This is a genomic window from Burkholderia sp. SRS-W-2-2016 (assembly GCF_001931485.1).
GTDB lineage: Bacteria > Pseudomonadota > Gammaproteobacteria > Burkholderiales > Burkholderiaceae > Paraburkholderia.
In genome coordinates, this window is record NZ_MSDV01000034.1 from 104,162 (window position 1) to 127,991 (window position 23,830).

Consider the following 23,830-nt stretch of genomic DNA (forward strand, 5'->3'; position numbering starts at 1 on the left):
CGTCGACATAGTCGGCCGAATGGCCAACAGCGATGAGGGCCGACGCCCGTTTCGCCCGCCGCACGCGCCCGCGCGCCGCCCCAATCCGGGCGCCCGCCCGGCGACGCGCCGGGCAGTCTAAAATAGCGGTTTTCTTCAGCCGGCCACGTCGTGATCCGCTTCAACCAGTTCAGCCTCGCGCGCGGCACCAAGCCGCTTTTCGACAACACCACGTTCACGCTGAACCCCGGTGAAAAAGCCGGCCTCGTCGGCGCGAACGGCGCGGGCAAATCCACGCTGTTCGCGGTGCTGCTCGGCGAGCTGCACGCGGACGGCGGCGACTTCTCGATTCCGCCCACGTGGCGCATCGCGCACGTCGCGCAGGAAACCCCCGCGGTCGACAAAACCGCCCTCGCCTACACGCTCGACGGCGACGCCGCGTTGCGCGCGATCGAAGCGCGTATCGCGCAGGCGTCGGCGGCCCACGACGGTGCGGCCGAAGCAGAAGCGCACGCCGCGTTCGCCGACGCCGACGGCTACACCGCGCCGGCGCGCGCCGAAGCGCTGCTGCTCGGACTCGGCTTCACGCTCGACCAGACCCGCGAGCCGGTCACCAGCTTCTCCGGCGGCTGGCGCATGCGCCTGAATCTCGCGCAGGCGCTGATGTGCCGCTCCGACCTGCTGCTGCTCGACGAACCGACCAACCACCTCGACCTCGACGCGATCGTCTGGCTCGAAGACTGGCTGCATCGTTATCCGGGCACGCTGATCGTGATCTCGCACGACCGCGAATTTCTCGACTCGATCTGCAACGTCACGCTGCATCTGGAGCAGCAGCAGATCAAGCGCTACGGCGGCAACTACTCGCAATTCGAAGTGCAGCGCGCGCAGCAGCTCGCGTTGCAGCAAAGCGCGTTCGAGAAGCAGCAGCGCACGGTCGCGCATCTGCAGAGCTACATCAACCGCTTCAAGGCGCAGGCGACCAAGGCGCGTCAGGCGCAGAGCCGCGTGAAGGCGCTCGAAAAGATGGAGCTGATCGCGCCCGCGCACATCGCGTCGCCGTTCACGTTCGAGTTCCGCACGCCCGACTCCGCGCCCAATCCGATGATGGTGATGGAGGACGTGCGCTGCGGCTATCACGCGGAAGACGGCAGCGAGATTCCGATCGTCGAGCGCGTGATGCTGTCGATCCAGAACGGCCAGCGCATCGGCCTGCTCGGCGCGAACGGCCAGGGCAAGTCAACGCTGATCAAGACGCTGGCCGGCACGCTCGAAGCGCTGAGCGGCCACGTGCGCGAAGGCAAGGGGCTGCGGATCGGCTACTTCGCGCAGCATCAGCTCGAAACGCTGCGCCCGGACGACACCCCGTTGCAGCATCTGGCGCGCCTCGCGCCGGATACGCGCGAGCAGGAACTGCGCGACTTCCTCGGCAGCTTCAATTTTTCCGGCGACATGGCGACCGCGAAGATCGCGCCGTTCTCCGGCGGCGAAAAGGCGCGTCTCGCGCTCGCGCTGATCATCTGGCAGAAGCCGAACCTGCTGCTGCTCGACGAACCGACCAACCACCTCGACCTCGAAACCCGTCACGCGCTGACGATGGCGCTCGCGCAATTCGAAGGCACGCTGATCCTCGTGTCGCACGACCGCCATCTGCTGCGCGCGACCACGGACCAGTTCATGCTGGTCGCCAAGCACCGTCTGCAGGAATTCGACGGCGATCTCGACGACTATCGCGACTGGCTGCTGCAGCACGCGGCCGAGCAGCGCGCGGCGCTGAAGGCGAACGCGGCCGGCAATGCGGGCGCGGCGGGTAACGGAGCAGGCGCGGCGAACGGCGCCGACAGCGGCGTGAACCGCAAGGAGCAGCGCCGTCTCGAAGCGGAAACGCGCCAGAAGCTCGCGCATCTGAAGAAGCCGCTGCAAAGCCGCATCGCGAAGATCGAGAAGGAAATGGACGCGCTGAACGCGGAAAAGGCGACGCTCGATGCATTCGTCGCCGATCCCGCCAGCTACGAGCCCGAGCAGAAAAACAAGCTGACGGAGGCGATCCGCCGTCAGGCAGACGTGAACGCGCGCCTCGAAACCCTCGAAGCCGAGTGGCTCGAGACGCACGACGAACTCGAACAGATCGGCTAGCGGCACGCCACGGCACAGCCGCGCCGGCAACCACGGGAGCTTGGCTTTGTCATTTGCGAACTCATCGTCTGCGTCTGCATCAGCGGATGGGGCGGCGGCTCAGCCGTCCGGCCAGTCGCCTGCTCAAGGGCCTGCTCAAGGGCTTGCTCAAGGGCTTGCTCAAGGGCCTGCTCAAGGGCCTGCTTCAGGACCTGCTTCAGGGCCCGCGCCTGTACCCGCTCCCCCGCCCCCGCTGCAAGGCCTGCGCGTGCTCGACCTGACGCGCCTGCTGCCGGGTCCGGTCGCCGCGCTGCGGCTCGCCGAACTCGGCGCCGACGTGCTGAAAATCGAAGCGCCCGGCGCGGGCGACCCGACCCGCACGATGATGCAATCGTCGAGCGACCGCGTCGCCGGGCGGCCCGGCGCGTTTTACCGGATGGTCAATCGCGGCAAGCGCGAAACCCGTCTCGACCTCAAAACTCCGGCGGGCTGCAACGTGCTGCGCGCGCTCGCGGCGGAAGCGGACGTGCTGATAGAAAGCTTCCGGCCCGGCGTGATGGAGCGCCTGGGCCTTAGCTACGACACGCTGCGCGCGGCCAACCCGCGGCTCGTTTATTGCGCGATCAGCGGCTATGGCGCGAGCGGTCCGTTCGCCGATCATGCGGGCCACGATCTGAACTACATCGGCTACGCGGGCGTACTCGATCAGCTGGCGAGCCGCGACGGCGCGCCGATCCTGCCGAACTTTCAGATCGCCGATCTGCTCGGCGGCGCGCTCGCCGCGGTCACGCAGATTCTCGCCGCGCTGTGGCAGGTCGCGCGCGGCGGCGAAGGCCGCTTCGTCGATGTATCGATGACGCACGCGAGCTACGCGCACAACGTGGTCGCGCAGGTCGCGCTCGCCAACGACGGCGCCGCGCCCGCAGCCGGCGCCGGGCTGCTGAACGGCGGCGTGCCCTGCTACAACCTGTATCGCACCCGCGATCAACGCTGGCTCGCGGTCGGCGCGCTGGAGCTCAAATTCTGGGAAACGCTGTGCATGGCGCTCGACCGGCCCGAATGGGCGACGCGCCACTGGAGTTTGGGACAGGCGATCGGCGGACCCGATGCGGCGGCGTTGACGCAGGAACTGGCCGGTGTGATCGGCACGCGCACGCTGGCCGAATGGGTGGAGTCGCTGGAGGCGCTCGATTGCTGTGTGTCGCCGGTATTGACGCCGGCTGAAGCGGCGCAGCATCCGCTGTTCAATCCGCACGCGTATGCGGCGGCAAGCGCGAGTGCCGATGAAGCGGATAGCGGGAGCGCGGGCGAGCGCGACTGGCGCCCGCGATAAACGGCGGGCGACCGTCATCGCCCACACAAACCACCACCCGCGGCGCGCGCGTCAAACCGCACCGCGCCCGCGCACTCAGACCATCAACGCCGCATCGCCGTCTGTCTCGGCAGCACCTGGCGCGGGGTTTTTTCGTCGTCGTAGAGCAGGTGTTTGCGGCCTTCCACGTGGCGGCTGATCGTTGCGCGGACTTCGGCGGCGGTCACGTCTTCGGCGACCACGCGCCGCGAGATCTGCCCGGCGGTGTCGATCCACTCGACGATCCGGCAGGCGCCGCCCCACGGTTGATGAATCGGTGCGGAGACCCGGCAGCCGCGCACCTGGATAGGACCCTCGGCCAGGGTTTCATGTGACTGTTTCAAAGCGCGATCCTTTTTCCGGCATCACAGGGATGCATATCGCAACAGCTTAGAAAAAAGAGATGGCGGCCAGGTTACAGCCAATAGGGAGATATTTACTGATCGTTACAGCGGGAAGGCGTGCGCGCGACACGCTCCCCCGCCGAAGCCCGCGCCGCTATTCGAGCGTGCGGACCCGGTCGATCGCCTGTTCGATGCGCTCGACCGCCACCACCTGCAAGCCTTCGATCGGCTGTTTCGGCGCATTCGCCTTCGGAATCACCGCGATCGAGAAACCGAGCTTGGCCGCTTCCTTCAGGCGCTCCTGCCCGCGCGGCGACGGCCGGATTTCGCCGGCGAGGCCGACTTCGCCGAACACCACGAGCCCCTTCGGCAGCGGCTTGTTGCGCATCGACGAATGGATCGCGAGCAGCACCGCGAGGTCGGCGGCGGGCTCGGAAATCTTCACGCCGCCCACCGCGTTCAGGAACACGTCCTGATCGAAACAGGCGATCCCCGCATGCCGGTGCAATACCGCGAGCAGCATCGCCAGACGGTTCTGTTCGAGGCCGACCGCGAGACGCCGCGGATTCGGCGCGTTGGCCGAATCGACGAGCGCCTGCACCTCGACGAGGAGCGGGCGCGTGCCCTCCTGGGTGACCAGCACGCACGAGCCCGGCACCGACTGCTCGTGCTGCGACAGGAACAGCGCCGACGGATTCGCGACGCCGCGCAAACCGCGCTCGGTCATCGCGAACACGCCGAGTTCGTTGACCGCGCCGAAGCGGTTCTTGATCGCGCGCACCAGCCGGTACGACGAGTGCGTATCGCCCTCGAAGTACAGCACCGTATCGACGATGTGTTCGAGCACGCGCGGACCCGCAAGCGCGCCTTCTTTGGTCACGTGGCCGACCATGATGATCGTGGTGCCCGACTGCTTCGCGATACGCGTGAGCTGCGCCGCGCATTCGCGCACCTGCGCGACCGAGCCCGGCGCGGACGTCAGCGCATCCGAATAGACGGTCTGGATCGAGTCGATCACCGCGACGTCGGGCCGTTGCTCGGCGATCGTCGCCTGGATTTTTTCGAGCTGGATTTCCGCGAGCAGTTGCAGCTCGCTCGCTTTCGAACCGGGTTCGAGCAGCGACAGCCGTTGCGCGCGCAACGCAATCTGCGCGCCCGACTCTTCGCCGCTGATATAGAGCGCGCGCTTGTCCGCGGCGATTTCCGCGAGCGACTGCAACAGCAGCGTCGATTTACCGATACCCGGATCGCCGCCGATCAGCACCACGCCGCCCGGCACCAGACCGCCGCCGAGCACGCGATCGAACTCGCTGACGCCGGTCGTAAAGCGCGGCACGTCCGACGCTTCGATATCGGCGAGGCGCCGCACCGGCGTGCTCTTCGCGAGCGACTGGAAGCGATGGGTCGAAGGACCCTCGGCGACCGATTCGACCAGCGTATTCCACGCCTGACACGACGGGCATTGACCGGACCACTTCGGCGACTGGCCGCCGCATTCACTGCAAACGTACAACGTCTTCGATTTCGCCACGCGTTACTCCGCGCGAACCGGCACACGCTGCGCGACCGCGCACATCAGCTCGTAGCCGATCGTGCCGCAGGCCTGCGCGACGTCGTCGATCGGCAGCGCGGCGCCCCACAGCTCGACGCGCGAGCCGACGTTGGCGGTCGGCACCGGGGTCAGGTCGACGGTCAGCATGTCCATCGAGACCCGGCCGACGACCCGCGTGCGCACGCCATCGACGATCACCGGCGTGCCTTCCGGCGCGACGCGCGGATAGCCGTCCGCGTAGCCGCACGCGACCACGCCGATGCGCATCGACGCGCGCGCGGTGAACGCCGAACCGTAGCCGACCGTGCTGCCCTCGGTGAGCGTCTGCACCGCGATCAGTTCGGACGCGAGGGTCATCGCCGGTTGCAGGCCGGTGCCTTCGATCGCGGCCGTCACGCCCGACGGCGACGCGCCGTACAGAATGATGCCGGGGCGCACCCAGTCGAAATGCGCATCCGGATGCCACAGCGTCGCCGCCGAATTGGCGAGGCTGCGCGCGCCGGCAATGCCCTGCGCGCCGCGCTCGAACGCGGCCATCTGATGGGCGATGCCGCGCTGGGCGTCGGCATCGGAAAAATGGGTCATCAGGGTGATCTGGCCGACGCCCTGGCACGCGCGCGCCCGCTCCCACGCGGCGCGGAATTTCTCGACCGTGTAGCCGAGCCGGTTCATCCCGGTGTTCATCTTCAACTGGATATTGACCGGTTTGGACAGGCGCGCCATTTCGAGCATGCGCAACTGTTCGTCCGAATGCAGCGCGGTGGTCAGGCTGTAGCGGTCGATCACGTCGATGTCGGTCGGCCGGAAAAAACCCTCCAGCAAAAGAATCGGCCCGGCCCAGCCCAATTCACGCAACTTCACCGCTTCTTCGAGGTCCAGCAAACCAAAGCCGTCGGTTGCGCGCAAACCCGGAAACGCGCGCGCGAGGCCATGCCCGTACGCATTCGCCTTGACGACGGCCCAGATCTTCGACTTCGGCGCATAACGCCGGGCGACGGCGAGATTATTGGCGAGAGCGGCGGTATGAATCGTGGCTGAGAGGGGGCGCGGCATGGGATATTTTCGTAAAGACACTTGCGAATCAGCGGCTTACCGGGCGTTTTCGGCGCTCGGCGGCCCGCTGGGCGGTGCGATCAAGGATTCTGCTAGTCCGAATCCAGCTATTTTCATGATATAAAGCCGTGCGCACAACCCATTTCGATCGGCATAAGCCCGGACGCACTGCAAACGGCCGGGGCGGACAGACCGCAGCGAGGACAGCATCGCATCAGATGAAAAAAGGTTTTTACACCATCATGGCCGCGCAGTTTTTTTCGTCGCTGGCCGACAATGCGCTTCTGATCGCTGCTATCGCACTGCTGAAAGATCTCCACGCTCCGAACTGGATGACGCCGCTGCTCAAGCTGTTCTTTGTGCTGTCGTACGTCGTCCTTGCCGCCTTCGTCGGCGCCTTCGCCGACTCCCGTCCGAAAGGACGCGTGATGTTCGTCACCAATACCATCAAGGTCGTCGGCTGCGTGACGATGCTGGTCGGCGCGCATCCGCTGCTCGCGTACGGGATCGTCGGTTTCGGCGCGGCGGCATACTCGCCCGCCAAATACGGGATTCTCACGGAACTGCTGCCGCCTGACCGGCTGGTTGCCGCGAACGGCTGGATCGAAGGCACCACGGTCGGCTCGATCATTCTGGGCACCGTGCTCGGCGGCGCGCTGATCAGCCCGCATATCGCCGCGCCGATCCTCAAGCTGCATATTCCCACCGTCAATACGCCGGCCGAAGCGGCGATGCTCGTGATCATGGGCATCTACGTGATCGCCGCGCTGTTCAATCTACGGATTCCCGACACCGGCGCGCGTTACCCGAAACAGGAACACGGCCCGATCCGCCTGATCACCGATTTCGCCGACTGCTTCCTCGTGCTGTGGCGCGACAAGCTCGGCCAGATTTCGCTCGCGGTGACCACGCTGTTCTGGGGCGCGGGCGCGACGCTGCAATTCATCGTGCTGAAGTGGGCCGAGGTGTCGCTCGGCATGTCGCTGTCCGAGGCGGCGATCCTGCAGGCGGTGGTGGCGGTCGGCGTCGCGGGCGGCGCGATTTTTGCGGCCTCGCGGGTGCCGCTGAAGAAGTCGCTGTCGGTGCTGCCGGTCGGCGTCATGATGGGTATCGCGGTGATGCTGATGGCGTTCTACACGCGCGAGCTGTTTCCGGCGCACTGGGGCATCTATTTCGGCCGTGTGCACGTGCCGGGTTATCTGCTGTTCGCGTATGTGTTCCTGATGATCGTGGGCGGGCTGTCGGGCTTCTTCGTCGTGCCGATGAATGCGCTGCTGCAGCATCGCGGCCACGTGCTGTTGTCGGCGGGCCATTCGATCGCCGTGCAGAATTTCAACGAGAATCTGTCCGTGCTGGTGATGCTGTGCCTGTACGCTGTGCTGGTGTGGCTCGACGTGCCGGTCACCGCGGTGATCGTGCTGTTCGGCACCTTCGTGTGCCTGATGATGTGGCTCGTGATGCGGCGCCACCAGGCGAACCAGCGCGCGTTCGACTCGGTCGCGCTGATCGGCGAAGCGAAGCACTGAGCGGCGAGCCGCTTGCCGCGAGCCCGTTACCGCGAGCCGGACCCTCGGTGCGCGGTTCCGGCCGATCGCAACGAGCCGCCCGCGCCGTCTCGGCGCTCCATCCGCAGTCCCTGCGCGCCCCCTCTTTCTTCCCCGCTTGACCATGACCCAACCGATTCCCAATGTGCTGACGATCGCCGGTTCCGATTCCGGCGGCGGCGCCGGCATCCAGGCCGACCTGAAGGCGTTCTCCGCGCTCGGCGCGTATGGCGCGAGCGTGATCACCGCGCTGACCGCGCAGAACACCCGCGGCGTCACCGCGATTCACGCACCCGACCCGGGCTTCATCACCGCGCAACTCGACGCGGTGTTCGACGACATCCGCATCGACGCGGTGAAGATCGGCATGCTCGCGAACGCGCCGATCGCGCGCGCGGTCGCCGATGCGCTGCGTCGCCACAAACCGAAACACATCGTGCTCGACACGGTGATGATCTCGAAGAGCAATCACGCGCTGCTGCTGCCCGACGCGGTCGCGGCGGTGCGCGACGAGCTGCTGCCGCTCGCCGATCTGCTGACGCCGAATCTGCCGGAAGCGGCTGCGCTGCTCGGCACCCAGAGCGCCACCGATGAAGCCGGCATGGTCGAACAGGGCGACGCATTGCGCGCGCTCGGCGCGCGCGCGGTGCTGATGAAAGGCGGCCATCTGAGCGCGGCCGACAGCCCCGACTGGCTCGTGCAGGCGAGCGGCACGCTGCGTCTGGGCGGCCCGCGCGTGCCGGTGAAGAATACGCATGGCACCGGCTGCACGTTGTCGTCGGCGATCGCGGCGCTGATTCCGCAGCGCGGCGATCTGGCCAGCGCGGTGGCCGATGCGAAGCTGTATCTGACCGGCGCGTTGCAGGCGAGCGATAAGCTCGACGTCGGTAGCGGCGTCGGGCCGGTGCATCATTTTTATCGCTGGTGGTAAGCGGCGTTATTGCTGTGCGTAACGTCGCGCGTGTTCTGGCCAGTCGTCGGGGACGATAAAACCGCGCGAGTGTTCGAGCAGTTCGCCCGTGGTGTTTTCGATGAACGCGGCGACCATCACCGGGCCCGGGTGATTCGCGGTCTGCGCGGCGAGTGTGCGGGCATCCAGGTATTGTGAGGCGGCGTTGCTGCCTGCTTCCGCATGTTGCCGGTCATGGCGCGGCGCGAGCCATTCAAGCCTGGGCAGCGCGCGCCAGCGGTCCGCCCGCGCGGCCGCGAAAGCCGGCCAGTCGCGCCGTGTGACCCACCAGCCGCGGCCATGCGCGGGATCGAGTTCGGGCGGGTCAACGGGCATTCCATCCGCGCCGCCGCCGTGCCGGTAAAACAGCCAACCTTTGACGAACATCTGCGGCGTCCACACGCCCGCATAGCCGGTCGAGCCGAACGCTTCGTGCGCGCTCAAACGCAGTTGATGATCGAGCAGATGCGCGAGCTTCAGATCGAAACGATCCTTCAGATTGGGGCCGACGTAATCGGCGAGCCGCGCTTGCGCCGACTCCACGGTAGCGTCCGCACTGCCCGTCTCCCCCGCGTGCAGATAGCACTTCACCGCCAGTTCCCAATGCAGATGCGCGTGCTGGCGGGTCCGCAGCAGAAAATCGCATTCGCCGAGCGTGATGCCCGCGCGCCGCAACGGCACGCCGGCGGCGATCAGTTGCGCGGCCGGACCGTGTTGCAGGAAGAAGCCGAGCAGCCGCTCGGCGTAGCGGCCCAGACGCGTGATGCGGGTTGCCGCGAGGTCGTGATGAAGCGGCTCGGGCGTGGCGTCGAGCGTGCGTAGCCACGCGACGGTCGCGTGCAATTCACCCGGCGTGTCGAACGGTTGCGCGAGCGCGCCCGCCGGAAGTTGCGGGCGCAACAGATCGGCACTGAACAGCAGCCACGCCAGATCGCGAACCGCGGGGTCGCGCAATGGCTGCTGGCCGTCCAGCAACGTATCGACGAGCGTCGCGCGGCCAGCGGGCGCCGCCGGCCGGTCGGGCGTCGTCACTTTGCTTCGGTCGACGGCGTGCCGCCGTTCGCGAGCCACGTATCGCGCGCGAGGCACAGATCCGCCCACGCCTTCGCCTTGTCCGGCAGACTGCGCAGCAGATACGCGGGGTGATACGTGATGATCACCGGCACGCCCTCGTACGCATGCACGCGACCACGCAGCGACGAGATGCTCGCGTCGGTCTTCAGCAGGCTTTGCGCGGCGAAACGGCCCAGCGCGACGATCAGCTTCGGCTTCACGAGCGCCACCTGACGCTGCAGATACGGCTCGCAACGCGCGACCTCGTCCGGTTGCGGATTGCGGTTGCCGGGCGGCCGGCACTTGATCACGTTCGCGATATAGACGTTGGTGCCGCGCGCGAGCGTGAGCGAACGCAGCATGTTGTCGAGCAGCTTGCCGGCCTGACCGACGAACGGCTCGCCCTGGCGGTCCTCGTTCTCGCCGGGCGCTTCGCCGACCAGCATCCAGTCGGCCTCGCGATCGCCGACGCCGAACACGGTGTTGGTGCGCTTCTCGCACAGCCGGCACGCTTCGCAGCCGGACACGCGCGCGGCCAGTGCATCCCAGTCGAGCGTATGGACGGCCGGTAATGCGGGCGCGTCGCCGCGCATTTCGGCGGAGGCCGGCGCGGGTGCGCCGGGGTCATCGAACCAGGCGAAGTCGTCGTCGGGGGGGATATCGAAGTTTGGCGGTTCGGAGGATGGTGCTTGCGTGGGCGAGGCCGCGCGGTGCGACGCAGGTTCCTGTTCCCGTTGCATAGAGGCTCGCGGCGCTACCGGTGCTTGCGATTCCGCCTCCGCTGTGCGCTGCGATTCGCGGGATGCTGCGGACGACTGCGGTTCGGCCCTCGCCGCGCGCTGCGATTGACCCACAGCTGCCGGCGGCTGCATTTCTGCTCCGGCTGCACGCTGCGTTTCGCGCGCCACCGGCGGCGCTGACGCCCCGCGGCGTTCACCGTCGTAATGCTCTTGACGCGATTGCAGCGCATCACCCGCTTGCGCCGACATCGCCTCCTGAGCCACCTGCCCGGCCACCGCACCGCGCGCCTGATTCACCGACGCATCCGGCGCAACGACCTGCGCCTCCTCCCGCGTCGCGATCCCGCGACGCACCCACATTGGCGCGAGGCCGAATTCCTCGAGCACCGATTCATGCAGCGCCATCTGCGCCCTCCGTGGCAAACGACAGACGCATCACGATCGCGTCCTCCCGCGCGCGATGCCGCGCCGGATAATAATTTTTGCGCCGGCCGATCGTCGCGAAACCGAAGCGTTCGTACAGACGGATCGCACGATGATTCGACGGCCGCACTTCGAGCAGCAGCCCGTCGAGCTTTTCGGCGTGGGTAATGCGCACCGCCTCGCGCAGCAACGCGAGACCCGCGCCCGCGCCCTGCGCGGTCGGCGTCACGCACAGATTGAGCAGATGCATTTCATCGACGACCGGCATCAGCACGCAATAGCCGATCAGCGCACCCGTCACATGACGCAGGCAGACGCCGAAATAGCCGTTGCGCAGCGAGTCGCCGAAATTGCCGCGGCTCCACGGAAACTCGTAGGCGAGCTTCTCGATCGCGGCGACCTCGTCCAGGTCGCTGTCGGTCATCGGCGACATGTAGCGGTCCGCGAGCAGCACGCCGCTCATCGGCGCGCCTCGTCGTGGGGACCATGCGCCGCTGCGCCGCCGCCGTCGGACGAACGCTGGGCGGCCTGCTCCGCCTTGGCCGCTTTCCCGGCCATCCGCTCGGCGGTGGTCTGCGCGACCTTGTTGCGCACGTACTCGGGCGCGGCCTGATCGGCGGGCACCGTGCGGCCCGCGCGGAACGCGCGCAGCGCCGCGTATGCGAGCGGTCCCGCATGCGGCAACGCCTCGCCGTCGACGCTACGCGCGGCGGCCACCGCCGGCAGCCGCGCGCCGAACGCGGCAGCCGCGTTGCCGGCCAGCGTGAACGGCACATCGGGCAGCACCAGCCGCTCCGGCGCATCGAGCGACGCGCCCTGCACGGTGCGCCATTCGTGCCCCGCTTCGTCCCACGCGTAGTCGGCCCAATAGATTTCGTCCATGCGCGCATCGAGCGCGGCCAGCACGCGGGTCGTCGACGGATCGCGCAGGCGCGCGCTCTCGGCGCAGATCAGCAGCGTGCCGACCGGCACGACCGGCACGTTCAGGCCGAACGCGAGGCCCTGGGCCACGCCGGTCGCGGTGCGCAGGCCCGTGAACGAGCCGGGGCCGGAGCCGAACGCGATCGCATCGCAATCGGCCAGCGCGAGACCGGCTTCGTCGAACAGTTCGGCGATCGCGGGCAACAGGCGGGTGCTGGAGACCGCGCCGGTCGGTTCGTGGCGCAGCCAGATGCGGGGTTCGGCGGTGGACTGACCGCTGGTATCGGCCGGCGCGCAGAGCAGCGCCGCCGAACAGAATTCGGTCGAGGTATCGAGGGCAAGGAGCACGGTTTGAGTCATGGAGCGTATTGTAATCGGCGCGGTGCGCGCGGATGGTGGTTTGCCGGTGCATCGCCGGACCGCGGAACCGTCGATGTTTGGAATAAGCCCTCGATCCAGCGGCGCCGCTCCGTTGTTATGATTTTCGGCCGATCTATTCCCAATCCCGTCTCGCGGGCACATCACCATGACCGATATCAATACGCAATTCACGCAAGCTCAGGAAGACGTCAAGCAACTGCCGGAGCGTCCCGGCAATCTGACGCTGCTGCGTCTGTATGCACTCTTCAAGCAGGCAAGCGAAGGCGACGTGCACGGCGACAAACCGGGCTTTACCGACATCGTCGGCAAATACAAGTACGACGCATGGGCCGCGCTGAAGGGCACCGCGCAGGACGCTGCGAAGCAGCAATACGTGGAACTCGTCGAGTCGCTGAAGAGCGGCGCGGCGGCCTGAGGCCGTCCCGAGTGCGCTAACCCGCCGCGCGAAGCCCGCTCCGGCTGGTGCGGCAGCGTTACGCGGCGCTCTGCCGGCGACAGGAGCATCGTGTCGCCGGCCCTCTCCTCATACCATTCCGGCACTTTTTTCTATCGGACTAGTGCTAACAGTGGCGCAGTGCAGCAAATCTCTATATAATGCCGCCTGCGCTTCACTGCTTTGCCTGCTTTTCACGTGGCCCTCGCAGCGCAGCGTCCGATAGCGTTTGCTCCAATCCAGTTTAGAACCTGTCCCCTTCTGCCTAGCCCCCTACGGGCTCAAGTCCCAGGCTGGCGGCTTGCCATTTCGGCACGTCGCATCCGATACAGCTTCTAACTAAAAACTCGCCTTCATTGTCGCGAGTTGCCCCCGTTTTGCGATTTGCTCGCTGCTTCTTTGCTCGCTGAATCCGACGACTTGGGTATGCCGATTGGCGTTGACGTTTTTATTTCACGAACCTCCCCAGGATCGTTTTCAAGGATTCACATGACTTCGAGCAATACCCCCAGCAGCCCGTTGAACGCCATCGCCGACGAAGCACTCGGTCTCGCCCCCGCAGCGGAAGTCGCTGCGGCAGCCGCGCCCGCCGAAGACGGCAAGCCTACGTTCGCGTCGCTCGGTCTGTCCGCGGACGTCGTTTCCGCGCTGACCGCTGCTGGTTACGAACACCCGACGCCGGTGCAGCAACGCGCGGTGCCGGCCGGTATCGCCGGCCGCGACCTGCTGGTCTCCAGCCCGACCGGTTCGGGCAAGACCGCGGCATTCATGCTGCCGGCCATCGAGCGTTTCGCTCAACTGCAAAAAGCCCAGGCAAGCCAGCCGCGCGAGCCGCGTCCGGCCGATGGCGGCCGTGGCCGCCGTCCGCAGCCGGTCGCGCGTCCGACCATGCTGGTCCTGACCCCGACCCGCGAACTCGCGATGCAGGTCACGACCGCCGCGGCAACCTACGGCAAGCACCTGAAGCGCCTGCGCACCGTCAGCATTCTGGGCGGCGTCGCCTACGGCCAGCAGCTGATGCTGCTCGCGAAGAACCCCGAAATCCTCGTCGCCACGCCGGGCCGTCTGATCGACCACCTCGAGCGCGGCCGTATCGATCTGTCGCAACTGCAGATTCTCGTGCTCGACGAAGCTGACCGCATGCTGGACATGGGCTTCATCGACGACATCGACACGATCGTCGCCGAAACGCCGGCTACCCGTCAGACCATGCTGTTCTCGGCCACGCTCGACGGCAAGATCGGTTCGCTGACCGGCCGTCTGCTGAAGGATCCGGAGCGGATCGAGATCGTCCAGCGCATGGAACAGCGCACCAACATCGCGCAAACGGTTCACTACGTCGACGACCGCGATCACAAGGATCGTCTGCTCGACCATCTGCTGCGCGCCGAAGGCCTCGACCAGGCAATCGTGTTCACGGCAACCAAGATGGACGCCGACCAGCTGGCCGGCCGTCTGGCCGACGCCGGTTTCGAATCGGCCGCGCTGCACGGCGACCTGCCGCAAGGCGCGCGTAACCGCACGATCCGCGCACTGCGCGAGCGTCGCGTGCGCGTGCTGGTCGCGACCGACGTCGCGGCTCGCGGTATCGACATCCCCGGCATCACGCACGTGTTCAACTACGACCTGCCGAAGTTCGCCGAAGACTACGTGCACCGTATCGGCCGTACCGGCCGCGCGGGCCGCTCGGGCGTCGCCGTGAGCCTCGTGCATCACGCCGAACAGGGCGCGCTCAAGCGTATCGAGCGCTTCGTGCGCACGCCGCTGCCGGTCAACGTCGTCGAAGGCTTCGAGCCGCGCAAGGCGCCGCCTTCGGGCAACGGCCGTCCTGGCTTCGGTGGCCGCGGTCGTCCGGGCGGCGGTAACGGCGGCCGTCGCTTCGGCAGCGGTTCGGGCAAGCCGGGTGGCTACGGCGGTTCGCGCAGCGGTAGCGGCAACGGCAATGGCAACAGCTGGGGCAACAAGCCGGCCGGCGGTTCGCGTGAAGGCCACGGCGGTTCGCGCGACGGCTACGGCTCGCGCGAAGGCTTCGGCGGTTCGCGCGATGGCTACGGCTCGCGTGACGGTTACGGCGCGCGCCGCAACGACGGTCCGCGTACCGCGCGTCGCGGCAGCTAAACGCCTCTAGCGTGTAACAGACCCGGACGGCTTTGCGCCGTCCGCCAGTCAGAGAAGAACCGGTGCTCAGGCACCGGTTTTTTTTCGTCCCGCGCTTCGCCACCCCAAATTTCACGATGTAAAAAATTTTTTTGTGTCGTAAAAAATCATGCTGCACGGCACAACGAGAGGCGTTGCAAGAGGGAAAATCTCGTTTCTCATCGCGAAACGGCAATTTCAAGCCCTTGATTCCATATCAAAATAAATATTGAGAAAACGCTTTGCCGCGCCTGTTGCGGCTCCATCGATTTGCCTAGACTCTTATACAAGACTTCGCGAAACGGAACGCCCCACCGGGCTTGAACCGCTTCGAGATCACAGAGTCACCATCCTCCATGACAGGCATCGAAGGAGCACATCATGACCATGACCCGCGAACAGCAGGTGCAGCAACTGAAGCAGCAATGGGAAACCGACCCGCGCTGGAAAGGTGTGAAGCGTACCTATACGGCCGAAGACGTGGTGCGCCTGCGCGGCTCCGTGCAGCCTGAACACACGCTCGCGAAGCGCGGCGCCGAAAAGCTGTGGGCCGCCGTGAACAGCGAGCCGTTCGTGAACTCGCTCGGCGCGCTGACCGGCAATCAGGCGATGCAGCAGGTGAAGGCCGGCCTGAAGGCGATCTATCTGTCGGGCTGGCAGGTGGCGGGCGATGCGAACGTGGCCGGCGAAATGTATCCGGACCAGTCGCTGTACCCGGCCAATTCGGTGCCGCTGGTGGTCAAGCGCATCAACAACACGCTGACGCGGGCCGACCAGATCCAGTGGTCGGAAGGCAAGAATCCCGGCGACGAAGGCTATATCGACTACTTCGCGCCGATCGTGGCGGACGCCGAAGCCGGTTTCGGCGGCGTGCTGAACGCGTTCGAACTGATGAAGGCGATGATCGAGGCGGGTGCGTCGGGCGTGCACTTCGAAGACCAGCTCGCGTCGGTGAAAAAGTGCGGCCACATGGGCGGCAAGGTGCTGGTGCCGACCCGCGAAGCGGTCGCCAAGCTGACCGCCGCGCGTCTGGCCGCCGACGTATCGGGCGCGCCGACCGTGCTGCTCGCCCGCACCGACGCGGAAGCCGCCGACCTCGTGACCTCGGACATCGACGACAACGACCGCCCGTTCCTGACCGGCGAGCGCACCGTCGAAGGCTTCTTCCGCACCCGCCCGGGTCTCGAGCAGGCGATCTCGCGCGGTCTCGCGTATGCGCCGTACGCGGACATGATCTGGTGCGAAACCGGCAAGCCGGACCTCGAGTTCGCGAAGAAATTCGCCGACGCGATCCACAAGGAGTACCCGGACCAATTGCTGTCGTACAACTGCTCGCCGTCGTTCAACTGGAAGAAGAACCTCGACGACGCGACGATCGCCAAGTTCCAGCGCGAGCTCGGCGCGATGGGCTACAAGTTCCAGTTCATCACGCTGGCCGGCTTCCACGCGCTGAACTATTCGATGTTCAACCTCGCGCACGGCTATGCGCGCAACCAGATGACCGCGTTCGTCGAAATGCAGCAGGCGGAATTCGCGGCAGCCGAAAAGGGCTTCACCGCGGTGAAGCACCAGCGCGAAGTCGGCACCGGCTACTTCGACGCGGTGACGCAGACGGTGGAGCGCGAAGCGTCGACGACCGCGCTGCACGGTTCGACCGAAGACGAGCAGTTTTTCGACAAGAAAGTCGCCTGAGATCAACCGGCTGGGCCTTGCGGCCCCGCGGTCTGATTGCGGAAACGACTGGCAGAACGCCGAGCGGCGCCGGGAGACGCGCCGCCGGCATCAGGGAGGACCGCGCCGTCCCGGATTGGCAGTGAGTCTTCGGGCGAGCGCCAACGGCCGGGGTCTGAGAGAAGCCAGCACGCAGCAAGCGTGCGGCGAAGCTGAACGCGCCGGCGTTGCCGCCGGCGCGTTTTTTTTCGATCTCGCGAGCGTTGCCGCCGCTGCCGCGCCCACGCTCTCAGCGATACACGATCACCGGAATTTTCGTATGCGTCAGCACCCGCTGCGTTTCACTGCCGATCAGCAGGCTGCCGAGTCCGCGCCGCCCATGCGAGGCCATGAAAATCACGTCGCAACCGCCCTGCTCGGCCGCCTCGATGATCCCGAGGTAAGGCGCCGGATGCACGCTGGTGCGGCTCTCGACGCTGACGCCAACGCGGTGCGCGGCGAACTCCACTTCGCGCAGATGCACGCGCGCTTCGCGCTCGCTGCGTTGCAGGAACTCGCCGGGCGGCTCGACCGCGACATCGGAGAACGGCGAGTACGGATATTGCGGCAGGCACGCGTAGGCGGTGACGCGCGCGCCCACCGCTTGCGCGAGATCGATCGCGCCCGCGATCGCCTTGCGTGACAGATCCGAACCATCGGTTGGAACCAGGATGTGCGTGAACATGATGTCCTCCGTCGCCGGCTTCGCGCAACCCGGCGTCAGCGTTCGACGAAGCCCCGCGTGCGGGCTGCTCGCATCGATTGTAGTGCGTGCGAACGCGGGGACAAATCGGGCTGACGTCGCGGCGCACGGCGCCACGCCGGATCGCATCGACGCGCATCTTCCTCGCTCCAGCCGCGCGCTTCGTTCAATCCCAGTAACCGGGCTCGCCGTACGTATGCTTGAGAAAGTCGAGAAACAGCCGCACCCGCAGCGGCAGATGGCGGCGCTGCGGAAACACCGCGTGAATGCCGATCGGCGGCGCGGCGAATTCGTCGAGCACGCTGACGAGCCGGCCGGCCGCGATCTCCGCGCCGACCTCCCACCACGAGCGCCACGCGAGGCCATGCCCGGCCAGACACCATTCGTGCAGCACCGCGCCGTCCGAGCATTCCATCGTGCCGGACACCTTGATCGACACGACCTTGCCGTCCTGCTCGAACATCCAGCCGCGCTGCTGGTTCGCGCTCGCGCCGAGCGCGAGGCAGTTGTGGCGCGCGAGCTCGGCAAGGCTATGCGGCGCGCCGCGGCGATTCAGATACGCGGGCGACGCGACGCACACGCGCCGGTTCTCCGCGAGCTTCAGCGACACCAGCGACGAATCGGGCAACTCGCCGAGCCGCACCGCGCAATCGAAGCCTTCGTTGACCAGATCGACGAGGCGGTCCGACAGATCGAGCGTGATCGACACGTCCGGATGCGCGACCGTGAATGCCGGCACCAGCGGCGCGACGTGGCGCCGCCCGAAGCCGGCCGGCGCCGACAGCCGCAGATGGCCGCTCGCCTTCACGCCGCCCGCCGACACGCTGGCCTCGGCGTTCTGCATGTCGTGAATGATGCGCTGGCAGTCTTCGAGAAACGCCGAGCCCTCGAAGGTCAGCGTGATCTTGCGGGTCGTGCGCACCAGCAGCTTGACGCCGAGGCGCTCCTCGAGCGCGTCGATACGGCGGCCGATGATCGCCGGCGCGACGCCCTCCGCGAGCGCCGCCGCGGACAGGCTGCCGCGCGCGGCGACGGTGACGAAAGTCTCGATCTGCTTGAAACGGTCCATGAACGATGCGCGCGGCGCCGGCGAAGAGGTGAGCGTAAAAGTACCCGGTGCGCGCCAGATTAGGTGGATGAAAGTAAAATATCAAGTGATCTTTAGCCTATTTTTAGGTTGCAGATGTCACCAATACAATCGTTCCCGACCTCTGAATGGAGCGCACGGCAATGTCGGCCACAACGACACCTACCCCGCGAGCAGTGATTTTCGATGCGTACGGCACGCTCTTCGACGTGCATTCGGTGCTCGCCGCCGCGGAACAACTGTTCCCCGGCCACGGCGATGCGCTGTCGCAGCTGTGGCGCCAGAAGCAGATCGAGTACACGCAACTGCGCACGCTCGCCGCGCCGCCCGATGCGCCCGGCGCGCACTACCGCCCGTTCTGGGACATCACGCTCGACGCGCTGCGCTTCGCCGCCAAGAAACTTCAGCTGACGCTCGGCCGCGCGGCCGAAAAGCGTCTGATGGACGAATACGCGTGCCTGTCCGCGTTTCCCGACGCGGTGCCGGTGCTGCGCTCGCTGCGCGATGCCGCCGATGCCACCGACGCACCGCGCGTCGGGCTGGCGATCCTGTCGAACGGCAATCCGCAGATGCTCGACATCGCGGTCAAGAGCGCGGGGATGAGCGGACTGTTCGACCACGTGCTGTCGGTCGACGCGGTGCGCGCGTACAAGCCCTCGCCCGCCGCCTATGCGCTCGGCCCCGCGGCATTCGGGGTAACCGCGCGCGAGATCGTGTTCGTGTCGTCGAACGGCTGGGACGTCGCTGGCGCGACGTGGTTCGGCTTCACGACGTTCTGGCTGAACCGGCAGAAGCTGCCCGTAGAAGAGCTCGGCGTCGCGCCGCACGGCATCGGCGGCGGCATGCACGATCTGCTGAGCTTTCTGCAAACGCTCGCTGCAACGGCGCCGGCATCATCTGCCTCGGCCTCGGCTCGCCGGCGCGGCACCCGCTCGACCCAATCTCCAGACAGTGGCAACCGCAAGCGCGCCGGCCCGCGCGCATGACAGCGTTCACTGCCTTTCACCCACCACGACACTTTTTTTTCAACCTTCGCATTTCTGCAATCCGACCGACCAAGGAGAACTACATGACGAACACGCTATCGCTGCCGCAGGGCATGGAAATCACCGGCGAGATCAAGCCCGGCTTTGAAGCGATCCTCACGCGCGAAGCGCTCGAGCTCGTCGCCGCGCTGCATCGCACGTTCGAGCCGCGCCGCCAGCAGTTGCTGCAGGCGCGCGTCGAGCGCACGAAGCGACTCGATGCCGGCGAACGCCCCGATTTTCTCGCCAGCACGAAGAGCGTGCGCGAAGGCGACTGGCGCATCGCGCCGCTGCCGCGGGATCTGCAATGCCGGCGCGTCGAAATCACGGGGCCGGTCGAGCGCAAGATGATCATCAATGCGCTCAATTCCGGTGCGGACTCCTACATGACCGACTTCGAGGATTCGAATGCGCCGAGCTGGGACAACCAGATCACCGGTCATATCAATCTGAAGGACGCAGTGCGCCGCACGATTTCGCTCGAACAGAACGGCAAGTCGTACCGGCTCAACGACAAGACCGCGACGCTGATCGTGCGTCCGCGCGGCTGGCATCTCGACGAGAAGCACGTGTTGGTCGACGGCAAGCGCGTGTCGGGCGGCATTTTCGATTTCGCGCTGTACATGGTGCACAACGCGAAGGAGTTGATCGCGCGCGGCTCGGGCCCGTACTTCTATCTGCCGAAGATGGAAAGCCATCTGGAAGCGCGGCTGTGGAACGACATCTTCGTCGCCGCGCAGGAAGCGGTCGGCGTGCCGCGCGGCACGATTCGCGCGACGGTGCTGATCGAGACGATCGTCGCCGCGTTCGAAATGGACGAGATCCTGTATGAGCTGCGCGAACACAGCTCGGGCCTGAACGCGGGCCGCTGGGACTACATCTTCTCGGCGATCAAGAAGTTCAAGGCCGATCGCGACTTCTGCCTCGCCGACCGCTCGCAGATCACGATGACCTCGCCGTTCATGCGCGCGTACGCGCTGCTGCTGCTGAAGACCTGCCATCGCCGCCATGCGCCGGCGATCGGCGGAATGAGCGCGCTGATCCCGATCAAGAACGATCCGGCCGCGAACGACAAGGCGATGGGCGGCGTGCGCTCCGACAAGGCGCGCGACGCGGGCGACGGCTACGACGGCGGCTGGGTCGCGCATCCGGGCCTCGTGCCGATCGCGATGGAAGAGTTCGTCAAGGTGCTCGGCGACAGGCCGAACCAGATCGACAAGCAGCGCATCGACGTGCTGGTGACCGCGACCGACCTGCTCGACTTCCGTCCGGAGACGCCGATCACCGAAGCGGGTCTGCGCAACAACATCAACGTCGGCATCCACTACCTCGGCTCGTGGCTCGCGGGCAACGGCTGCGTGCCGATTCACAACCTGATGGAAGACGCGGCGACCGCGGAAATTTCGCGCTCGCAGGTGTGGCAGTGGATCCGCTCGCCGAAGGGCAAGCTCGACGACGGCCGCAAGGTGACGGTCGAGCTGGTGCGCGAGCTGTCGGTGCAGGAACTGGAGAAGGTCAGGCAGACGGTCGGCGGCGACACGAAGCCGTATGAGCGTGCCGCGCAGATCTTCGAACAGATGTCGACCGCGGAGCAGTTCACCGACTTTCTGACGCTGCCGCTTTATGAGGAGCTTTGAGCGGGCGGACGATCATGCGGGTCGGGCGCTGGCGAGTTGGTCTGGTCTGATCTGATCGTGTGATCGTAACTAGCGAGTTGAAAAAAGGCGCGCCGGATGCGAATCCGGCGCGCCTTTTTCGTTGCTGGCCGCGTGGCGCGCGACATCTTGCATCTTGCATCTTGCATCTTGCATCTTGCATCTTGCGCCGCCACGCCGCTGTACCTGCGCTCAGCGCGTGCGCCGATGCTCGACCCAATCGCCCGAGCGGATTTCCGGCAAGCCCTTCACCGCGTTCGGCGCAACCGGATAGAAGCGGCAGTTCACGACGCTGCCGTCCACTTTGACCATCACCTCGCGCGCGAGGAAGCGGTCCTCGACGCCCGGGTACACCGCTTCGATTTCATCGAGCACCGCGACCAGCGCATCGTCGATTTCATAGACATCGCCGAGTACCTCGACGCCCGCTTCGTCGACGACGAGGCCCGGGTAATTGCCGAAGTCGAACAGATGGCCGCGCACGGTCGTGGTGCCGAGCAGTGTCGGCGCGGGCACGTCGTTGCGTGCGGCGGCTTCGCTGATGTCATTGGTTTCACCGGCACGCAGCGTGCCATAGACAAAGACGGTCTGCATCGTCGTGAGGTCTCCTGGGTGAGAGGTGGCTGGCTGGGACAACCGGCACATTATGCATCGGTCCGCTCGCCGGTTGGTCACGCTGGGCAGGTACCCTCTACAATGATTGGCAGCCCCGGCGGTGAATTCCGGCGGCCGACACCCGCCGCACCGCGGCGCACGCCCGCCCCACCGCCCTGTCCCGACCGACCCTCGCCATGACCTCGTCCGCCGACTCCGATCTGCTCAGCCACGACAGCTTCGCCGACATCCCGCCCGAGTTCGCGCCGAACGCGACCCACCCGATCCGGGTCCGCTCGCGGCCGATGCCGGCCGGCTCGCACATCGCGCGTCATACGCATGCGTGGGCGCAGGTCGCGTATGCGTCGCGCGGCGTGCTGCGGGTCGCGACCGTGGGCACTACGTGGATGGTGCCGCCGTCGCGCGCGATCTGGCTGCCGCCGCACGTCACGCACGAGGTGGTCTCGGTCGAGGATGCGTTTTTGCGCACGCTCTATATCACCGAGAACGCGGTCCCGGCCGTGCTCGATACGCCGCGCGTGGTCGAAGTGTCGAACCTGCTGCGCGAAGTGATTGCCGCGCTCGATACCAGCGCGTTGTCGGCGACGCGCGAGCAGTTATTGGGCGCGCTCGCGCTCGATGAACTGACGCGCTCGGAACCGCTGCCGCTGTCGGTGCCGATGCCGAGCGAAAAGCGCTTGCGCGCGCTGTGCGAGGCGGTGATCGCGGACCCGACGCACGGCGAGTCGCTCGAACAATGGGCCGCGCAGGTCGGTGCGAGCACCCGCACGATCGCGCGACTGTTTCGCCAGGAACTCGGCGTAAGTTTTTCGCAGTGGCGCCAGCAGGCGATTCTCGCGCGCGCGATTCCGCTGTTGAGCCAGGGACGCCCGCTTTCCCATGTCGCGCAGGAATTGGGCTATCAGAGCCAGAGTGCGTTTTCGGCGATGTTCCGGCGCGCGTTCGGGACCAGTCCGCGCGCGTTTATCGAACGCGGCGCCGAGCATCGCGCGGAGAACGGCGAACCCGATGGCGGAGAAACGGACGAGGAAACGGGTGAGGAAGCGGCGCAACGGCACGCGAACCCGGCTGCTGTTGGCGAACGCTAGATAATTAATGACGGCGGCGCGTTCATCGGTGCCTACATCTGCTCCGGCATGCACGCCTAGCCGTTGAGCGCTAACGCGACCAGCGTTCGGCGCGCCCAAAAACCCGCATCAAACCCGTCTTGCCAGATGACGAATCGCACCGAGTTGCGCGAGCCGTGGCCCGGCGAGCTTATAGCCCTTGCGCTGATACAGCCGGGCCGCCGGATTATCGACGAACACGCGCAGCTGCAATTCGCGCAGCCCGCGTTCACGCGCCCACTGATGCGAGATGTCGAGCAGAAAGGTCCCCGCGCCGAGCCGTCGATAGCCTTCGGCGATCTGCACGTCGCGGATATGCAGCGAATCGCCCTCTTCGGTGATACGCAGCACGCCCATCGGCACGCCGTCCACTTCGAGAATGAAATTCTCCGACTCGCGCCAGCTGCCGAGAAACAGATCGCTGCGCCACACCAGATGATGCCGGCGATAGTAGCCGCCCATGTTGTTGCGTGTCAGCGCCTCGGCAAACTCGAAATCGTCGATGCTGGCCGTGCGCAGATGGAACGGTGACGGAGCTTCGGTGGGATCGAACATGGCGGGAGTGCGGAGATGAACCGGGTCAACGGTAAAACAGCCCGCGCGCGCTGGCAATGGCTGTTTGTCCGGAGCCACGCGGGACAGGCGCGGCGAAATGCGAGTGCAATAACGGCGGCGGAAATAAAAAAAGCCCACTTCTTTCGAAGTGGGCTTTCCAAATCTGGCGGAGCGGACGGGACTCGAACCCGCGACCCCCGGCGTGACAGGCCGGTATTCTAACCAACTGAACTACCGCTCCAGATTTTTTGCACCGTGGCAAATGGGGTCATCCGCTTGCCTACTGCACCGTTCAAACTTCCAACCGAACGACGCCGATGTTCTGGCGTCCCCTAGGGGATTCGAACCCCTGTACTCACCGTGAAAGGGTGATGTCCTAGGCCTCTAGACGAAGGGGACA

At 66.3% G+C, this 23,830-nt stretch carries 21 protein-coding genes and 2 tRNA genes; 10 read left to right on the top strand and 13 right to left on the bottom strand.

Annotated elements, in window-relative coordinates; genetic code table 11:
- Positions 1–150: 150 nt before the first annotated feature.
- On the top strand, positions 151–2,115 hold the full coding sequence (locus BTH42_RS16135) for an ATP-binding cassette domain-containing protein (RefSeq protein WP_075301115.1): 1,965 nt from the start codon (positions 151–153) through the stop codon (positions 2,113–2,115).
- 232 nt (positions 2,116–2,347) lie between these two features.
- Complete coding sequence (locus BTH42_RS16140; protein WP_075301178.1) at positions 2,348–3,427, top strand: CaiB/BaiF CoA-transferase family protein; 1,080 nt, start codon at positions 2,348–2,350, stop codon at positions 3,425–3,427.
- A gap of 83 nt (positions 3,428–3,510) precedes the next feature.
- Here the strand turns inward: BTH42_RS16140 and BTH42_RS16145 are convergent, their stop codons facing one another.
- The 3 genes from BTH42_RS16145 to alr form a co-directional block, all read right to left on the bottom strand.
- On the bottom strand, positions 3,511–3,789 hold the full coding sequence (locus BTH42_RS16145) for a DUF2866 domain-containing protein (RefSeq protein WP_075301117.1): 279 nt from the start codon (positions 3,787–3,789) through the stop codon (positions 3,511–3,513).
- Between the two features lie 154 nt (positions 3,790–3,943).
- The gene (radA, locus tag BTH42_RS16150) at positions 3,944–5,320 is read right to left on the bottom strand and encodes a DNA repair protein RadA (protein ID WP_075301119.1); all 1,377 of its coding nucleotides are present in this window, start codon (positions 5,318–5,320) and stop codon (positions 3,944–3,946) included.
- Between the two features lie 3 nt (positions 5,321–5,323).
- Complete coding sequence (gene alr, locus BTH42_RS16155; RefSeq protein WP_075301121.1) at positions 5,324–6,394, bottom strand: alanine racemase; 1,071 nt, start codon at positions 6,392–6,394, stop codon at positions 5,324–5,326.
- A gap of 218 nt (positions 6,395–6,612) precedes the next feature.
- On the opposite strand from alr, the gene lplT reads away from it, so the two are divergent.
- Both lplT and thiD read left to right on the top strand, forming a co-directional pair.
- Positions 6,613–7,920, top strand: a complete 1,308-nt coding sequence (lplT, locus tag BTH42_RS16160) for a lysophospholipid transporter LplT (protein WP_075301123.1) — start codon at positions 6,613–6,615, stop codon at positions 7,918–7,920.
- A 142-nt stretch (positions 7,921–8,062) separates the two neighbouring features.
- A complete protein-coding gene (gene thiD / locus BTH42_RS16165) occupies positions 8,063–8,869 on the top strand; it encodes a bifunctional hydroxymethylpyrimidine kinase/phosphomethylpyrimidine kinase (protein WP_075301125.1) in 807 nt (268 codons plus the stop codon).
- A gap of 6 nt (positions 8,870–8,875) precedes the next feature.
- Here thiD and BTH42_RS16170 read toward each other — a convergent pair whose 3' ends face one another.
- The 4 genes from BTH42_RS16170 to tsaB are packed head-to-tail and all read right to left on the bottom strand — an operon-like array spanning position 8,876 to position 12,384.
- Positions 8,876–9,919 carry a DUF1853 family protein gene (locus tag BTH42_RS16170; RefSeq protein WP_075301127.1) on the bottom strand — a complete coding sequence of 348 codons (1,044 nt, stop codon included), beginning with the start codon at positions 9,917–9,919 and terminating at the stop codon, positions 8,876–8,878.
- Positions 9,916–11,085 carry a uracil-DNA glycosylase family protein gene (locus BTH42_RS16175; RefSeq protein WP_075301129.1) on the bottom strand — a complete coding sequence of 390 codons (1,170 nt, stop codon included), beginning with the start codon at positions 11,083–11,085 and terminating at the stop codon, positions 9,916–9,918. The genes BTH42_RS16170 and BTH42_RS16175 overlap by 4 nt, the downstream gene beginning before the upstream one ends.
- Positions 11,072–11,566 carry a ribosomal protein S18-alanine N-acetyltransferase gene (gene rimI, locus BTH42_RS16180; protein ID WP_075301131.1) on the bottom strand — a complete coding sequence of 165 codons (495 nt, stop codon included), beginning with the start codon at positions 11,564–11,566 and terminating at the stop codon, positions 11,072–11,074. The genes BTH42_RS16175 and rimI overlap by 14 nt, the downstream gene beginning before the upstream one ends.
- Positions 11,563–12,384 carry a tRNA (adenosine(37)-N6)-threonylcarbamoyltransferase complex dimerization subunit type 1 TsaB gene (gene tsaB / locus BTH42_RS16185; protein ID WP_075301133.1) on the bottom strand — a complete coding sequence of 274 codons (822 nt, stop codon included), beginning with the start codon at positions 12,382–12,384 and terminating at the stop codon, positions 11,563–11,565. Before tsaB ends, rimI begins: the two co-directional genes overlap by 4 nt.
- 166 nt (positions 12,385–12,550) lie before the next feature.
- Between tsaB and BTH42_RS16190 the strand changes: the two genes are divergently transcribed.
- The 3 genes from BTH42_RS16190 to aceA all read left to right on the top strand — a co-directional run bounded on the left by BTH42_RS16190 (position 12,551) and on the right by aceA (position 16,666).
- The gene (locus BTH42_RS16190) at positions 12,551–12,820 is read left to right on the top strand and encodes an acyl-CoA-binding protein (RefSeq protein ID WP_075301135.1); all 270 of its coding nucleotides are present in this window, start codon (positions 12,551–12,553) and stop codon (positions 12,818–12,820) included.
- A gap of 507 nt (positions 12,821–13,327) precedes the next feature.
- Entirely contained in the window at positions 13,328–14,956 is a 1,629-nt protein-coding gene (locus BTH42_RS16195; protein ID WP_075301137.1) for a DEAD/DEAH box helicase, read from the top strand.
- Between the two features lie 405 nt (positions 14,957–15,361).
- Positions 15,362–16,666, top strand: a complete 1,305-nt coding sequence (gene aceA, locus BTH42_RS16200) for an isocitrate lyase (protein WP_143752088.1) — start codon at positions 15,362–15,364, stop codon at positions 16,664–16,666.
- Between the two features lie 268 nt (positions 16,667–16,934).
- Here the strand turns inward: aceA and BTH42_RS16205 are convergent, their stop codons facing one another.
- Together BTH42_RS16205 and BTH42_RS16210 are read right to left on the bottom strand one after the other, a co-directional pair.
- Entirely contained in the window at positions 16,935–17,369 is a 435-nt protein-coding gene (locus BTH42_RS16205) for a universal stress protein (RefSeq protein ID WP_075301141.1), read from the bottom strand.
- A gap of 184 nt (positions 17,370–17,553) precedes the next feature.
- Complete coding sequence (locus BTH42_RS16210) at positions 17,554–18,456, bottom strand: LysR family transcriptional regulator (RefSeq protein ID WP_075301143.1); 903 nt, start codon at positions 18,454–18,456, stop codon at positions 17,554–17,556.
- A 161-nt stretch (positions 18,457–18,617) separates the two neighbouring features.
- On the opposite strand from BTH42_RS16210, the gene BTH42_RS16215 reads away from it, so the two are divergent.
- Together BTH42_RS16215 and aceB are read left to right on the top strand one after the other, a co-directional pair.
- Positions 18,618–19,460: a haloacid dehalogenase type II gene (locus tag BTH42_RS16215; protein ID WP_075301145.1), complete on the top strand. Its 843-nt coding sequence runs from the start codon at positions 18,618–18,620 to the stop codon at positions 19,458–19,460.
- 83 nt (positions 19,461–19,543) lie between these two features.
- A complete protein-coding gene (gene aceB, locus BTH42_RS16220; RefSeq protein WP_075301147.1) occupies positions 19,544–21,136 on the top strand; it encodes a malate synthase A in 1,593 nt (530 codons plus the stop codon).
- Between the two features lie 210 nt (positions 21,137–21,346).
- Here the strand turns inward: aceB and BTH42_RS16225 are convergent, their stop codons facing one another.
- The gene (locus BTH42_RS16225; protein WP_075301149.1) at positions 21,347–21,748 is read right to left on the bottom strand and encodes a gamma-glutamylcyclotransferase; all 402 of its coding nucleotides are present in this window, start codon (positions 21,746–21,748) and stop codon (positions 21,347–21,349) included.
- 197 nt (positions 21,749–21,945) lie between these two features.
- Between BTH42_RS16225 and BTH42_RS16230 the strand changes: the two genes are divergently transcribed.
- Positions 21,946–22,857 carry a helix-turn-helix domain-containing protein gene (locus BTH42_RS16230; RefSeq protein ID WP_075301151.1) on the top strand — a complete coding sequence of 304 codons (912 nt, stop codon included), beginning with the start codon at positions 21,946–21,948 and terminating at the stop codon, positions 22,855–22,857.
- Between the two features lie 108 nt (positions 22,858–22,965).
- Here BTH42_RS16230 and BTH42_RS16235 read toward each other — a convergent pair whose 3' ends face one another.
- From BTH42_RS16235 to BTH42_RS16245, 3 genes are all read right to left on the bottom strand, one after another.
- Positions 22,966–23,430: a GNAT family N-acetyltransferase gene (locus tag BTH42_RS16235; RefSeq protein WP_075301153.1), complete on the bottom strand. Its 465-nt coding sequence runs from the start codon at positions 23,428–23,430 to the stop codon at positions 22,966–22,968.
- Positions 23,431–23,594: 164 nt separating this feature from the next.
- Positions 23,595–23,671, bottom strand: a tRNA-Asp gene (locus BTH42_RS16240).
- A gap of 82 nt (positions 23,672–23,753) precedes the next feature.
- Positions 23,754–23,829, bottom strand: a tRNA-Glu gene (locus BTH42_RS16245).
- Position 23,830: the final 1 nt, after the last annotated feature.